This is a genomic window from Allorhizocola rhizosphaerae, assembly GCF_003426775.1.
GTDB classification, from domain to species: domain Bacteria; phylum Actinomycetota; class Actinomycetes; order Mycobacteriales; family Micromonosporaceae; genus Allorhizocola; species Allorhizocola rhizosphaerae.
The window spans coordinates 1-15,656 of record NZ_QJUG01000201.1 but is presented as its reverse complement, the minus strand read 5'-3'; the positions used below and the strand labels follow the sequence as shown (position 1 = coordinate 15,656).

The window sequence follows — 15,656 nt, the reverse complement described above, 5'->3', positions numbered from 1 at the left end:
ATGTCAGAATATTCAGACAGCGGAGCTCCTTGGTAGCGGTTGTCTTGGAGGACAAGCCTTTCTACCGGAGCTCCGTTCTATTCACGTGGATCAACACGCCGCCATTGACATCCAGGCCAAATCCTTATCTACACGGCCTTGGGTCTAGTCGCTGTCCCCGGGCGAAGCGCGGAGGCGTTCGAGCCCGTTCAGGAGCAGGTCGAGCGTGAACTCGAACTCGACCTGGCTGTCGCACCATCCCAGTGTCGGGTCGTCGGCGTCGTGGATCTCGGTTTCCATCATCGCCGTCAGGTGCGGCAGGGCCTCGGCCATCGCGGCAAATTCGGCCTCCGCGGCGTCGGCCTCCGACGCGTCGTCGCCGCCGGCGGCCGGGGCCGGGCTGAAGACCTCCTGCGCGAACCCGAGCGGAAGGCTGCCGAACGCGTGCAGCGCCCGGTGCGCCAGACGATAGGAGAAGCCCGCGCTGACGAGCGTGGCCAGGATTCCGTCGTAGTACACGTAGACGCCGACCGGGACGCTGCGGCGCGAACTGAGCAACCCGGGCGCCCACGGGTGCCGAAGCATGACATGACGCGCGGCGAGGAACCGCCGCCGCAGCCGCCCGCGCCAGTCCGTCTCATTGCCAGACGTGTCGACGCCGGCGACCGCAGCCTCGATCTCGCCGACCACGCTGTCCACGACTCCGTCGATCAAGGCGTCCTTGCCGCGCACGTGGTAGTAGAGCGACATTGCCTCGACGCCGAGCAAGGTGGCGAGGCGACGCATGGTGAGCGCCTGGAGCCCCTCCGCGTCGACGAGGGCGACCGCAGCCGCCAGCACACGCTCGCGGCTGAGCGGTTCTCGAAACGTCTCGGCAGCCACAGATCTCCTCGAACTCTTGCCCTACCTTACATCGTATGATTCTCTTACATCGTAAGGTGCCTGGCAGTCATTCCATGATCGCCTCCACGAGACCGATAGCAGGCCCAAACCGGCATATGCCCAAGGAGACACGATGCACACGCTGACCCGCACCGCCCGCATGACCGGGCTGTTCTACCTCGGCCTCGCAATCACCGGCGCCCTCGGATTCCTACTCATCCGCCCACAGCTCTTCGCAGCCGACGACTCCGGCGCGACGCTGGCCAACCTGGTCGAGCACGAATCGCTCGCCCGCGCCGGAATCGGCCTGGAGATGCTCATCGTCGTCACGCAGGCACTCACCGCCGCCTGGTTCTACCGCCTGTTCCGCGGCACGGACACGTTCGCCGCCAGCGGGATCGCCGCCTTCGGCCTCGTCAACGCGATCGCGATCCTCGCCAGCGCGGCGGCCCTCGCCACGGCGCTGCAGGTCGCACTCCACCCGATCGGCGACGCAGCCGCCACCGTCCAACTCATGTACCTGCTCAGCGGCAATCTGTGGGGCGTCGGCGCGCTGTTCTTCGGCCTGTGGCTCATCCCCATGGGCACGTGTGTGCTGCGCTCGGGCTTCATGCCCCGTGCGCTCGGCTGGGTCCTCATCGGCGGTGGAATCGGCTACGTGCTCAGCGCGCTCATCAAGTACCTCGCCCCCGACGCCCAACTCGTCGCCGACATCCTCATCGCCCCGGCGACTGTCGGCGAACTCTGGATGATCGGCTACCTGCTCGCCCGCGGCATTCGCCGCGGCGCACTCGACGAAGCTTCGCAGGACACCCGCATACCGGTGGTGGCCTGACGCGGGCGCGGCGCAGCCCGCCACGATTCCCTGGCGCCCTGACCCTCGGTCAGGGGCGTGACAGCCACTGCGGCGGGAAGGCCCCACACCCCTTCCCGCCCCGCGCGCCACGGATACATCTGAAGGTTCCCAGGTCGACCCTGACCGTTGCCGAAGGTGACCAGCCGGCTTGCCACGGTGCCAGGCACAATCGGTGTCGTGCGCACCGGCAGCGGCAAATCACAGGGGTTCCTGCGCTGGATCGAGCTGGCCGACGATGCCCCGATCAGTGGGTACCCGTTCGGCCTCCCCGTGGTGCAGGCCCTGCGCGCTGTCGGGCAGATCGACCTGCATCCACAGGTGACGTTCTTCGTCGGCGAGAACGGCACGGGCAAGTCCACGCTGATCGAGGCGCTCGCCGTGGCGTGCGGGTTCAACCCCGAGGGTGGCTCGGCGAACTTCCGGTTCGCGACCCGCGCCAGCGAGTCGGCGCTCGGCGAGCATCTGCGCGTCGTCAAGGCGATCCGCAAACCCAAGACCGGGTTCTTCCTGCGCGCCGAGTCGTTCTACAACGTTGCCACCGAGGTCGAACGGCTCGACCGGGAACCGTATGGCCCCTCGCTGCTGCCCGCGTATGGCGGCATCAGTCTGCACGAACGGTCCCACGGTGAGTCGTTCTTGAGCCTGGCCATGCACCGCTTCCGCCCCAACGGGCTGTATCTGCTCGACGAGCCCGAGGCCGCGCTTTCGGTGCACGGATGCCTGGCACTGCTTGCCCGCATCGCCCAGCTTGCCGCCGCCGGCTCGCAGTTTGTGATCGCCACCCACTCGCCGGTCCTCATCGCCCTGCCTTCCGCGCAGATCCTGCAGATCGGCGGCGACGGCGGCATCGCGCCCGTCGCCTTCGACGACGCCGAGCCGGTCATGCTGATGAGGTCGTTCCTCGCCGACCCACGACCGTTTCTGCGCCACCTCCTTCCCGAGACATAGGCAATGGCATCAGTCGATGCCGTGCACACGTTGTGTGTCGTGCCACGGATCATCGTGATGGTGCGGTGGATCAGGTCGTGGGAAAACTCGACGGTGAAGACGCCGTCGCCCTCGAACATCGCGCGCCGTGGCGCACCGTCCGGATTGGACGATATGACGAGCCTGCGGACCGTCGCAGGACGTGTCAGCCCAGTGCTTTGCGCAGCAGCGCCGTCAACTGGTCCTGTTCGTCGGGTGAGAGTCGTCCGACCGCCGTGCGGGCGAAGGTGAAGGCTGTTGCGAACCGGTGGTTGATCTCGTCTCCCCGGGGCGTTCGCGCGACGAGTCGTGCGCGGCGGTCCCGGGGATCTGGTTCACGGGTGACGAGGCCGAGCGTTTCGAGACGCGCGACGATCTGGGTGATGTTGGATGCATCGCAGCCGAGCTCCTCGGCCAAGGCGCCCATGCCGCGTCGCTCATCGAGTCGCCCGAGCACACATGCCTGCGCCGGGCTGAGCGACAGCTCGGCTGCGGCCGCCTCGTAGGCCCGGTCGTAGACGTCGACCAGATCGAACAGGGCGGCCTCGGCCTCGGATGAGGTGGTTACGGGTCCGCTCGGCAACGCCATGGCTCACATACTAGAGGAATTACTTGATTCCCTCAAATAGTTGTGATCGAATGATCCTTGATTCAATCAAGTAAACCTGGAGGATCGATGGGCAGCAGAGTCGAGCGCACAGCGGCCGACGCGATCGTGGAGCAGCAGATGAACGCTGTCGTCCTTGACCGGTTCGGCGGAGTCGACGAATTCTCGTCGCGCCGCATACCGATCCCGGAGGTCGGCGACGACGACGTCCTCATCCGGGTGGAGTTCGCAGGGGCCGCGTCCTGGGACGCGCTCGAGCGGGAGGGGAGCTACGACGGCGCATTCGGTGTCGCGTCGACCTTTCCCTATGTCCTCGGCTGGGACGCGGCGGGCACGGTGGCCGCGGTCGGACGCAACGTTACCCGGTTCGACGTGGGCGAGCGTGTCTACGCTTCGACGATGCCGGTGAAGCGCGGCGGCTTCTACGCCGAGTACGGCGTCGTCGAGGCGGAGTTCGCGGCGCGCGTGCCCGACCGGCTGCCGACCGAACAGGCCGGCGCGATGCCTTGGGATGCCCTGACTGCCCTGAGCGGCCTCGATCTGCTCGGTCTGCGGCCGGACGAGACGCTCATGGTCTTCGGGGCGAGCGGGGGTGTCGGGCACATGGCCGTGCAGCTGGCGCGGCACAGCGGCATCCGGGTGTTGGCCGTGGCCTCTGGCGACGATGGTGTCGCCCTGGCCCGGCGGCTGGGCGCCCACGACGTCGTCAACGGTCGCAAAAACGACGTGTTGGCTGCGGCATTGAAGTTCGCACCTGGCGGGCTCGATGCGGCTCTGGTCACCGTGGGAGGCGAGATTGCCGAACGGTCTCTTCGCGCGGTCAAAAACGCAGGACGGATCGCTGTGCCCAACGGTGTCCGGCCCGTGCATGTGACGCCGCCGAGCGCGGCGGTGTCCTACTACGACGCCGATATAACCCGTGCCGGCACCGATCGGCTCAACGCCATCATCGAGGCGAGCTCCTTCGAGGTCCACGTCGCCCGGACCTTCCCGTTGGAGCGAGTCCAGGATGCGCATCGCGCCCTGAACGATCACTATGTCGGGAAGCTGGCCCTCAAGGTCGGATAGGACGCAACAGACGGCCCGAGGCTCCGGCTGCCAACGGCATCAACGCCGCTCAGCCTTGCTGACCCGCTGGTAGCGGTCGAGGACTGGGCACCGTTCTGCTCGCCCAGGCTCCGGTGACCCGGCGCCGCTCTACAGTCTCGCCACCTGCGGCACCGACGATTAACGGACCGGGAGGATGATCGCGGACGGGCGTGCCGGGTCGTGGTAGACCGTCTGCTCGGCGGCGAGGAGGGTGGTGGCCGTGGCGCGTGGTTCGCCGGTGCCGGGGTTGCGGGCATAGCGGGGGAAGGCTCCGCTGGAAACCTGGACTCGGATGCGGTGACCTTTCTTGAAGCGGTACGCCGTCGGCCACAGCCGGACGGCGGCGCGGCACAGTTGGTCGGCGCCGGTGATGGTCGTCAGGCCGTCGCAGATGTTCCAGGAGCGGCCGGCGGGATCGACAACGCAGAGCCGGACGAACACATCGGCGTGGGGCAGGCTGGAGCGAAACCAGATCTCGGCGTTGACTTCGCCGATGACTTCAACCTCTTGTTCGAGGAGGGGTGTGGTGTAGGTGAGCACGTCCGGCCGGGCCTCCAGCGCGGTGTTGTCGGCCGGCCCGCAGTCTTTGACCAGGCGCACACCGCCGACCGCCGGGGTCGGGTCGGCCGGGTCGTAGCGGTACCGGTCGGGCTCGGACTCGGCCGGCGGCTCGCCCGCGAGCCCGCCGCCGGGGTGGAGGTGAAACCGCTGGGGCACATAGCCGGTGGGCGGCCAGGAGTCGAAGTCGCGCCAGGCGTTCTCGCCCATCACGTAAAGCCGGACCGGTGGCCGTGGCGGCGGCTGTTCACCGCGGGCGTAGGCGAGTCCAAACTGGAGGGCTTCGTTGATCGGCGTGTTGGTGAACTGCGCGTGGGTCCACGGGCCGACGGTCAGCCGGGCCGGATGCCCTTTATGTTGCAGGATCTGGAAGTCGCGAAGCTGGCCGGGCAGGAAAATGTCGTACCAGCCGCCGATCGAGCTGACCGGCACGGTCACGGCGGCCACGCGGTCGCGGTGGTCGAGGCCGTCCCAGCGCGGTGCGTCGGCGTCGTGGGCGAGGATGTCCTGGATGTATGGCGAGCGCGTTCCGATCGCGGCGACATCGGCCCGGTGCAGCGGAAGCGTCCACAGCGCGCGGGCCGTCCTCCTCGCCTGCCCGAGGTAACGCAGCATTGCCAGGCGGCGTTCCTGCGTGCCGACCAGCACGCCCCAGCCGAACGGCGTTTCCAGCGACATGCCGTCGGCGCGCAGGAACTCCAGCGACAACGCGGACTCGGTCACCTGCGGGATGATCGCCTTGACCTGTGGCGGCAGGCGGTCGGCTACCGCCCACTGCACATATCCCAGATAGCTCATGCCGAACAGCACGATCGCGTCACCGAACCAAGGCTGCTCGACCAGCCAGTCGAGGGTCGCCAGGCCGTCGGCGCGCTCCTGGCGCATCGGATCGAAGGTGCCGCCGGAGCCGAATCCGCCGCGCACGCTCTGGATCAGCACCTGATATCCGCGCTCGGCCAGCGGCCGGGCCAAGCTCGTGCCGAACGGGCCGCGCCGGCCGTACGGCGTGCGGATCAGCGCGGTCGGCAGACCCTCGCCGCCGACCCGTGGCGCCCACCGGTCCGCCAGAAGCTCGACCCCGTCGGGCATCGGCACCCGAAGATCCCGCTGCGCCACCACGTCCCGGGACAGGGGCGGGGAAAGCTTCAGGCGGCGCTCGAGGAGATGACTGATCACCGCAGAGATGATGACAGATGTAAGCGAAGAATCAAGACCTCCAGCGGTTTGAGAACTAGGACACCGGGCCTCCCCAGGTGAGGGCGAGCCACAGGTCGTCCATGGTGTTGTCATCGAGGAACAGGGTCAGCGGGCCCGTGGCCTTGGGCAATGGGTCCTCGGCGAGTTCGCCGACGCGCAGCCCGCCCAGTGCCGGGTCCGCGGTCAGGTCGTTTCCGGCGTCGCCGGCTTGCGTGAGGGTGACCCGCACCGTGTTCTTCGTGGCCGGGCCCGGCTGGGCGAACAGCTGCACCTTGTGCAGCGCCGGCTGCGCCACGGCCCGCGACCAGTACGGGTAATGCTCCTCCCGCAGGGTGATGGTCAGCGGCGCCCCGGCCGTGGCCGTGAAGCGGGCCCATTCGGTGGGGAATTCCTGCCGCACCGACAGCATGCGCACCGACCCGGCCGTCGCCGCGCCCGCGACCTCCTGCGCGACATGCGCCTGTGCCGCCGCGCGCAGCGGGGCACCGCCCTCCCGCGCCGTGTAACGCAGGTGCAGCACCACATCCGAGATGGTGTCGTGGTCGAACTGTGGCAGCGCGGCCGGCAGCTCCAGCCGCCACGTGCTGATCGCACCGCTGCCCTCGAACGGCAGGTACCGCTCGTCGCGCAGATTGACCTCGAACAGCCCGCTGTCCTGCTGCCCCGAGCTCGTGACCACGGACTGCACGGCCCCGAGGTGGTCGCTGAAGCGCGTGTCCTCGTCGCCCGTGCGCCCGTAGCCGTCCGACCCGAGCGCGGCCGTCGTGCGGATGCTGCTGCGCTGCAAGGTGAGCGTCGCGTTGACTCCCGTGTATGGCCCAACCACCGCGGGGATGCTCAACGCGACGGACTTCAGCCGCCGGAAGTAGTGGCCGGGCGTGCCGATGAGATCAAGCAGCTCCTCGGGAATCGCGAACTCGCACGCTCCGGTCGCACGCAGCGTCAACAGCGCGACCGGGTCGAGCTGGCGCAGGCTCACGTGCGTCGTGAGCTCGTACTCGCGCCGATTCAGCTCGTGATACGCCATCTCCATCCGCTTGATGTCCAGCGCCAGCCGCTCGCCTGCGAGCAGACCCTCCTTGCCGGACTGATATCCGTACCGCAAGAAGGTTTGCCCGGAATCGCCAAGCTCGTGCTGCAATGCTCGCTCCGCCCGCTTGGCGATGTCGAACGCGAACTGGAACCACTGCCCGTAAAGCCCGCGCACCTCCCGCCGCAGCCACGCGTAGAGCTCGACGTTGCTTGTCTTCCGCCGCGGGTCGGTGAGGAAGTCCTCGATGTCCTCGGCGTGCCGGATCTGCTTTTGATGGTTGTGCCATTCCCGCTCGGCCAGCGCCTCGCGGATCTGTGCGGCCCGCCACTGCCGGTAGATCTGCGTGATCTCACTCGCGACGAGGTTGCGCTGATACGTCCATTCCTGTTGGCGCCGTTGGTATCCGCCGATCTTGCCCGCCTGCGTCGCCTCGAAGTTGAGCCGGTCGGCCACGCCGCGCGCTGCGGAGGCACCCGCCCGCGCCACCTCCGACAGGTGCAAGCCTCCAAAGTGGACCCCTGCGCCCGCGCCCATCGGTTTGGCCGCAGCCTCGAAGCCCGGGATCATGCCGAGCACCGTGCCGAGCGTGTCGAGCCCGGCAGCCGTGTCCTGCAACGCCTGCGACGCGGACAGCAGATCCAGTTCCTTGTCCTCATAGGACGATATCTTGTTGCCGTCTGCCGTGTCCTCGGCGATGTCCACGTCGATGTCGCGGTGCGCGATGTCCGGCTCCCGCGCGTTGAGCCGCAGCTTGGCGAGCGCATCAGCGTCAAGCCCGTCAAGCGAGGGCACATCGATGTCGCCCGGATCGGTGCCCAGCAACCGTTCGTAGTAGGTCAGCTTCGCGACCGCGCCCTGGAACCCCTTCTCCAAAGCCTCGCGCGCCTTGATCGCCTCCTGCCATTGTCCATATCGGACGAGCTCGGCGAGGCCGAGCATCGTCCGCTCCTGCTTGGCCCGCAGGATCGCCAGCGCCTCGGCGTCCTGCTTCTCGATGGCCGAGAGCAGTTGCCCGCCAAGCGATTTCACCTCCTGGCAGATCTCCGACGCCTTCGCGACGAGCAGCGAGAACCGCACCAGCGGCAGCGGCTGGCCGAGCCCGGCCACGATCGTGCCCACGTCGAGCCCCGCCGCGGCGGCCTTCGCCAGCAGCGCCGGGTCGATCGGCGGATCGAACAGCGGCAAGCGCCTGAACACGCCGTGGATGTCGAGACTATTGCGTATTTTGAAGAGCCGATCGGCGACCGTGTCCCAATAACCTAAAAGCTTGTCATTTCTTGGTACGCAGAAGTAGAGCGATGTCGCGATGCTGCGCACGGCGGCAAGCGGCGCCGCGTCCGCCGGAGGCGACACGGAGGTCAGGACGTCGAACGGCAGATCGACCTCCACCTCCGTGAGCGCGTTGCCGAACGCGTCGAGCTTGCCGCGCAGGCTCGCATACGTCTGCGGCGCCTGCTTGCCCTTGGCGGGCACCTCCATCGGGCGCGGCCCGAGCAGGTTGGCGGCAAGGACATACAACTGCGTGGCCTCGTTGATGGCCTCACCGGTGTCCTGCCGGAACAGGCTGTCGCCCCATTCGATCAGATTATCGAGGTACGTCATCACGGCCTTGAACATGTAGGCCGTGTGCCGATAGCGGGCGACCGCGTGCGGACGGAACGGCGTGTCCTTCCACTTGCCGATCGCGTCGACGGTCTCCTCCCACAGGTTTTGGTCGGCCCCCGTGGACAGGTTGATGAGCACCTTCTCGATCAGTGTGGGGTCGCCCTCGCGGAACGGGCGCACCTTCCAGTACCGCTCGGGCGTCGGCCCGTCGCTGTCGTCCATCGGGTCGAACAGATAGTGCAGCCAGTGCTGGGCCTCGGCGTAGCGCTGATTGCGGCTCAGGTGGATCGCAATGGTGATCGGGATGTGGTAGAAGAGCTCCCAGTTGTACACGGAATACCCGCCGCCGGACGAGAAATCCAGATCCGCGACCGGATGCTTGTGCACATCGCTGTCGACCACGAGCAGTGAGCTCGGGTCGTAGCGCGTCTGCGTGAACAACTTCTCCAGCAGTGCGGGCGTGGCGGTGTCGGCGTCCTGCAGCCCGCGCACCGATCCGTTGATCATGCGGTTGATCAGATCGTTGACGTACGGGTGGAAGTGCGCGTGGAACCGGTACTGCAAAAGCCTGATCTTCTTCAACGTCGGTCCGGGCGCGGGAAGCTCCGCGACGAGCCGGTTGTCGGCGAGCCACGCCCCGTGGAAGGACGGCGCCAGCGTGGTCTTGACCTCGAGTGCCATTGGTCTGGTCCTCCTGTTAGGACAGCTCGCGATTGGACAGGATCGGTGCGCCGTGCGGGCCGGTGCGCAGGATGCGGCCTTCGGTGACGCGCCCGGCCCGGCCGACGATGCCGCCGTTGAACCGCACGACGGCGTTCGGCCGGGTGATGACGTCGACGGGCTTCTTCACGGGGACGTCATCGCCGTCCAGCCAGTGGTCGGGGAAGGTAGCCACGATGGGCCGGTCCTTCCAGTACTCGGGGTGGTCGAACTCGCGCCACACCGGCGGCTGCGCCGCGAGCGCCTGGTCACCGTCGTTTATGGAGAATTCCAGCCACGTCGGCTCGACAAAGAAGTTGTGCGCGGTGTCCATGTAGAAGAACGGATCCTCCGGGCGGTTCTGCGACTGCTGGCCGCCCTTGCCGCCGCCCTTGGTGGATCCCTTGGTGAGCTTCGCCGGCGGCGGCACGATCACGAGGTCGTATGTGGACGGTGCCTTGGCGAAGATGTCCTCGGTGATATCGCACGGGTTGACGCCGTTGTCGGTGATGGTCTCGCCCTCAACGTGCACCCGGAACTTGGGCGCCGCACCGCGCCAGCGGCCCTGGCCCGCCCGGGTGAGCGGGACGTCGCCGGCCGCGAGGTAGGGCGGCTCCAGCGGTTCGCGATAGGCGGTGTTGTGCACCGGTGGCGCGTGCTTGCTGATGACCCGGAACGCCTGGTCGGCGCCCTGGCCAAGCAACGAAATCGAGACGCTCCCATCGCCGAGGACATCGGCCCAAATGAACACCTTGGACGCGTCGAAATCGTCGTTCACCGTCTTGACCAGCGGCTCCTCGGCGATGGCCATGACCGGGTCGCTCCACTCCCCCGGCCCCGCACCGGCCGGGGTGTAGCAGCTCCAGAACAGTTGCGCCTCCACCTTGCGCCGTGGGCGCAGCGCGGCGAGCTCGCTGAGCGGCACGTTGCCCGCGTTCTGCGGGCTGCTGCTGCCCTTCGGCTCCGGCTTGGGCAGGAACACCACCCAGAACAGGTGCACCCGGCCCTGCCACATGACCATGGCCAGGTGGTCGCCGTCGATGCTCGCGGTCACCGGCGTCCACGGCGTCCACGACCGGCGCGACCAGGTGCGGTAGAAGTATTTGTGCGGTGCGCCGCCGGTGCGGCCGATCACGTGCAACACGTTGGCCGCCCTGTCCTGCTTGCGTTCCAAGTAGATCGTGCGGACGCTCAGCCGGGCGATCTCGTCGAGGCCGTGCAGGTACTCGAAGAAGGCCCGCTCCACCGCGTCACGGCCCAGATCGCTTTCCAGCAAAGCACTTTCCAGCGCCGCGAACAGGTGCGTCTTGTCGTCGCGGAACTCGGGTTCGAGCCAGTTCTCCGGCCACAGGAAGATCTTGCGGTTGGCCTCCCACACCCGATAGCGCTTCATCCATTCCCAGTAGTCGGCGTTGATGGATGACGGGCTCACGTCGTTTTCGAGGTTGAGCAGGCACCGCTGGATGAACGTCTGCACCGACGAGATGGCCAGGCGCAGCCGCGACGTGTGCACCACGGGCTCGGTCGCGGGATCCACCAGGAAGTGCTCGAACAGCTGCTCCACCCGCTGGTATCCGGTGACTTGAAGGACCTGTGCGACCAGCGCGTCGCGCCGCTGCTTGCGCAGCTTGTCGAAGATGGGCTGGGCGACCCGGCGCCACGCTTCGGCGGAGTACTTCGCCTTGACCGTGCTCTGCACGTCTTGCGCCACAGCACGATCCGGGCTCGGCGTGGCCCACCGGCCCAGCTCGGCGGGGCCGACCCCGATGCGGGCGGCCAGCGCGAGCACCCGCCACAGCCGGGTCAGGCCGCGCTCATCGGCGAACCCGGCAGCGGTCAGGCCGAGCAGACCCGCGGCCGCACGCACCGCCTCAGGCTCTCGCCGGACCATGCGGGCCGTCAGCGCGGTCACGTCGGCGAACACCTCATCGGCAGGTGCGGACCGCTGCGCCCGCGCGAAGATGTTCAGCAGATCGGCCGGGTCGGCGGCGAGCTCGTCACGCAACCGCACATAGTCGATAACCCGCAGGAGCTGTCCAAACCGGACGGTCACGTCGGCGGGCGTCAGATCCTCCACTGTGGGCAGTGCGCCGAGGTCCAGCGTGCCCAACCGGAACTCCGCCTCGTTGAGCGACAGCCGCGAGGCGAGCAGGAGCGCCTTGGTGAGCAGCAGGTGCTTTTGGTGCAGCTGTTCGGTTTCGGTGCGCCGATAGGTGGTCAGGCCCGACACCGGCGTGGTGGTGAGGCGCTGGCCGCGCACGCTGAGCGTCACCTTCGCACCGGGCGTGTGGGTGAGCGTGAACCCGTAGGCCACCGCGCCGCGCAGCTCGACCTCTGCGGTCGACACAAGCGCGCCACCGGTGGACAGCACCGGGTCGCTCAGGTGGTCGAACGTCAGCGTCGCCGTGGTGCCCGCCTCCGCGCACGCCGCCGTGAACTGGTAGTGCCCGGGTGGGAGCTCCAGATAACCGGTTGTTCGATCGGCTGCGACGGTCAGACCGTAGGTGGAGGCCGCGAGATATGCGTCGAGGTTGCCGAGTTGGGTCAGCAGCGACTCCACGAGCGCCGGGTCGGCGTCGCCTCCCGCGGCCACCGCGTCCACCACCGCCTGACGGGTGAGCCGTTGCTGGATATAGGGAAGCAGGGTCTGAGCGAGACGCTCCCGCCGGTTCCTGTCCGCCGCCTGGTCGCCGCCCGGCATGGTGAACAGGATGGCCGGATCGCTCGCGTCCAGGAAGCCCACCTCGCCGACACCCGCGATGACCTGCCGGAGCAGGTGCTGCTGGAAAACCTCGGCGGGCAGCGGCGCCCGCCCGGTCCACGCGGCCAGGAACGCGGCGGCCACGTCGGCGTCGAGCACCAGCGCCAGAGCTCGTGCCACCACGTCGTCGGTGAAGGTGAGCGGGTCTGAAGGGATCGCGAATTCCGTGCGGATCCGGGTCACCTCGGCGGCGAGCGCGCGCACCAGAGCCAGCGGGGGCTGCGTGTTGGTGCGCAGCGGCCCGACCGGATCGAAACGATGGCGCACAAGGAAATCCGCGTCGGTCGCGGACAGACCGCTGGCCTCCAGCCGGTGCACGGTTTCCACGAACCGAACCGTCTCGGCGAAGGGATCGAGCCCGGTGAGGTCGATGAGCGTCAGCAGTTCCGGAATTTTGATTTTGAGCATTCTCGCCAGTACCGCGTGCCGGTGCAGCAAAGACACGTTGGCCATGGTCAGCTCGGCCACGGCCGGGTCGAGCCCGCTGTGCCGCAGGATCGCGTCGTTGTCCGCATTGGACAGGCGCAGCGCCGCCAGCACGGGTTCGAGGTGGTCGGCCAGCAGCACACCCGGTGCGGTCAGATAGCCCCCCGGCGCGCCCTCGAACGCGGCATCACGGATCTGGGTCGTGCCGGTGAGGAACAACTGCTCGTATCGTGCGTCCGTCAAAGGGGCCCACAGCACGAGCAGTTCCCGCCGCTCCGACGGGCGCGCGCCCAGCAACTGCGCGAGCTGGATCAGGCGGGCGATGCCGAGCAGCGCGCTGCCCGTGGCCGCCCCGATCGCCGCTGCCGTGCGCGGGTCGGGAGTCACGGGCAGGAACGTCATGAGCGCCTGATCGGTCTCGTCGATGGACCAGCCGAGCCGCCGCCAGATCCGCACGAACTGGTTGAGCAGCAGGTAGTCGATGGGCTCGGCGGCACTCCCGCCGGCCCGGCGCAGCGTGGTCTCCTCCCAGCTGCACGAGGCCGCCCCGGGCGGGTCCGCGAGCACGAGCGGGCGGATGAACTTGGTGCGCAGCAACGAAACCAGCTCGCGATAGGTGACCCCGAGCTTGCGCGCCAGCGTCCGCGCGTTGGCAAGCTCTCCCCACACGGCGGGCGCGGCGTTGGGCGCATACCCATACCGGGCCGGCCATGTCGCGAGCGGGTCGGCGGCGGTGAGCAACGCGAGCTCGGCAGGCGAGCTGCCCAGCCGCTCATACGCGACCGCCGCGAGCCCATACCCGGTGGCCGGGTGCAGCTCGTCGGACATGCGCAACACGTCGAGCACGTCGGCGAACCGCACCTCGAAGTGCTCCACGAACGTGCGCACGGTCGCCAGCCACAGGTCGAACGGGGCGGTCAGTGGATACTGCGCCTGCTTGAGCAGGTCGTAAGCGACCGGGAGCAGGTTTTGCGGCTCGGCGATCAGGTCCTCGCTGGACGCCTCGCCGGTGTCATACGCCGCGTCCGGCGTGAGTTGTGCGTTGTGCGCCAGGAAGAATTCGAGGATCTCGTTGACGACATCGATGTAGGGCAGGGCCACGTTGGTGTTCTCACACGTGAGCGGCAGGTGCGGCAGGTCGGGCCGGCGCTCGGTGAGCGCCACGTACGGGCTCTTGGGCAGCGCCGGTGCGTCGTCGAGAAACTTGAGCAGGTCCACCAGGTACGCCGCCGGGCTGAGCACCGACCGGCAGTGCGCGCACTCGCAATAGTCCAGCGAGCCGAACAGCGACTCCAGCGTCGGGAACTGCTTGACCAGATCGGCCTGCGCCCCACCGACCACATCGGACGGTTGGGCCATCGCGGGCAGCAGGCGGGCCGAGTCGAGCTGCTTGGTGAGCGCGACGAGGTTCAGCGTGACGGCGGTGACCTGCTGCGCGCGCCGCCACGTGAGCTCCGCCTCGGCCACGCTCGGGAAGTCCGCTGCGTACTTGGCCAGGAACACGCGTTGCGGCATCGCGCTGATCTGTGCGGCCGAGCGCAGATCGTGCCGCTGCAACACGCCCAGCGCCTCGTCGCTCGCGGTGATCTGGTACTGCCGGGTGAGCGTGGCGACCTCGGCGGTGGCCGCCTTCGCCCGCTCCGCGGGCATGCCCGCGAACACGGTCTCGCGCCGCTCGCTCAGGAACCGGCTCAGCGGCTGCTGACCGGGCACAAACCCGGCTCCCGCGGCCCGGTCCAGCACGGTCGCCACGTCCTGCGCCACCGCTGCCTCGGACGCCAGCTCTCCGGAGCGGATGCGGTCGCTGAGCACCTGCGTGGGATAGCTGCGGCGCACCTTGAACGCGAGGTCCGCGGTGTATGCGGCCAGCCGCTCCGCTACGGTCTTGCCCTGATACGCGGTCGGGATCATCTGCCCGAGCACGCGCTCGTTGCCCCCGGCCAGCCCGCTGAGCCGGTCGGCCCACGCGGCGGGCTGGTAAAGCTTCGCGCCCACAAGGGTTTCGGCCAGCCGCTCGGGCGTGCCCACCTGCGTGCGCAGGCTCTCCGTGAGCCGCGCCGAGTTGAGCGTGAGCGCGCCCAGCTGGGCGGTGAGCCGGAGCTGGTCGGCCGGCAGCCCCGCGTCGCGGACGTTGCGCCACAGCGTGGCGGCGTCGCCGGAGTGCGCGGTGAAGACCTCGTCGAACCGGTCCTGTTCGGCGGCCGACAGGCCGGACGCGCTGAGCATCGAGCCATAGCTCGACGCCGTGCCGTTGACCGCCAGCTTGCGCCGCGTCGTGCGGCCGAACGCGCCCAGGGTGGTCTGCGCGTTGGCGATGTCGCGCTCGTTGAGCTCCACCACCCCGGCCTCGACCGCCTTGCGCAGCGCGTGCCCGATCCCGGCCTGGCCGATCCGGGCCAGCTGCACGTGGTGGGAGGGCAGGCCCGCGCGCAGCAGACCATATGCCACCTGCGGCGTGACGCCGACGGTCTCGGCGAGCTCCTCGGCGGTCGCGGCGAGCGCGAGCAGCCGGCCGTCCCACTTGGTGGCCTTGTGCAGGAGGGCCAGATCCTGCCGCTCGTCGTCCTCGCGGGCGTCGCCGAGCTTGCCGCCGCCCAGGTGTGGCTGCACGCTCGCGAGGAGGCGCGCGTATTCGGCCTGCGGCTTGGGCAGTTTCGCCGCCGGGATGACCACGTTGCCCGCGCCGCCGAGCGGATGCTCCTTGCCGTCGGCGCCGACCGCGTACACCTGGATGTCGGCCGGCTCGCCGGCTTCGAGTTGGTAGCTGCCGTCGGCGCCCGTCACCGCCTCGCCCACAAGGGCTTTGCGCCCGCCGAACTGCTGCCGGTAGAAGCGCAGTTTCACCCCCGCGGGCGTGTCGCCACGGTCGGAGAACACCTTGCCGCTGATCGCCGCGAGCTTGGCTGCGGCGGCCGGCGGGCGCGACACGGGTGCCCGCCCGACCACCGGAGTCGCCGGCGCAGCGGGCATGAGCGAGGTCGCCGCGCCGCCGCCGGTC

General features: G+C 68.7%; 8 protein-coding genes. 3 read left to right on the top strand and 5 right to left on the bottom strand.

Annotation, left to right across the window (positions count from 1 at the left end; genetic code table 11):
* Positions 1-144: 144 nt before the first annotated feature.
* Positions 145-861 (bottom strand): TetR/AcrR family transcriptional regulator, encoded by a 717-nt coding sequence (locus DM816_RS32090; RefSeq protein ID WP_117214171.1) that lies wholly within the window; start codon positions 859-861, stop codon positions 145-147.
* A 133-nt stretch (positions 862-994) separates the two neighbouring features.
* Between DM816_RS32090 and DM816_RS32085 the strand changes: the two genes are divergently transcribed.
* Positions 995-1,696, top strand: a complete 702-nt coding sequence (locus tag DM816_RS32085) for a DUF4386 domain-containing protein (RefSeq protein WP_117214170.1) — start codon at positions 995-997, stop codon at positions 1,694-1,696.
* A 198-nt stretch (positions 1,697-1,894) separates the two neighbouring features.
* The gene (locus DM816_RS32080; protein WP_246002477.1) at positions 1,895-2,665 is read left to right on the top strand and encodes an AAA family ATPase; all 771 of its coding nucleotides are present in this window, start codon (positions 1,895-1,897) and stop codon (positions 2,663-2,665) included.
* Positions 2,666-2,849: 184 nt separating this feature from the next.
* Here the strand turns inward: DM816_RS32080 and DM816_RS32075 are convergent, their stop codons facing one another.
* Complete coding sequence (locus tag DM816_RS32075; RefSeq protein WP_117214168.1) at positions 2,850-3,272, bottom strand: MarR family winged helix-turn-helix transcriptional regulator; 423 nt, start codon at positions 3,270-3,272, stop codon at positions 2,850-2,852.
* Between the two features lie 87 nt (positions 3,273-3,359).
* Between DM816_RS32075 and DM816_RS32070 the strand changes: the two genes are divergently transcribed.
* Positions 3,360-4,358 carry a quinone oxidoreductase family protein gene (locus DM816_RS32070; protein WP_211588951.1) on the top strand — a complete coding sequence of 333 codons (999 nt, stop codon included), beginning with the start codon at positions 3,360-3,362 and terminating at the stop codon, positions 4,356-4,358.
* A 159-nt stretch (positions 4,359-4,517) separates the two neighbouring features.
* Here DM816_RS32070 and DM816_RS32065 read toward each other — a convergent pair whose 3' ends face one another.
* The 3 genes from DM816_RS32065 to DM816_RS32055 are packed head-to-tail and all read right to left on the bottom strand — an operon-like array spanning position 4,518 to position 15,628.
* The gene (locus DM816_RS32065; RefSeq protein WP_246002476.1) at positions 4,518-6,113 is read right to left on the bottom strand and encodes a CocE/NonD family hydrolase; all 1,596 of its coding nucleotides are present in this window, start codon (positions 6,111-6,113) and stop codon (positions 4,518-4,520) included.
* Between the two features lie 55 nt (positions 6,114-6,168).
* Entirely contained in the window at positions 6,169-9,453 is a 3,285-nt protein-coding gene (locus DM816_RS32060; RefSeq protein ID WP_117214164.1) for a Tc toxin subunit A-related protein, read from the bottom strand.
* 16 nt (positions 9,454-9,469) lie between these two features.
* Positions 9,470-15,628: a neuraminidase-like domain-containing protein gene (locus tag DM816_RS32055; protein WP_211588950.1), complete on the bottom strand. Its 6,159-nt coding sequence runs from the start codon at positions 15,626-15,628 to the stop codon at positions 9,470-9,472.
* Positions 15,629-15,656: the final 28 nt, after the last annotated feature.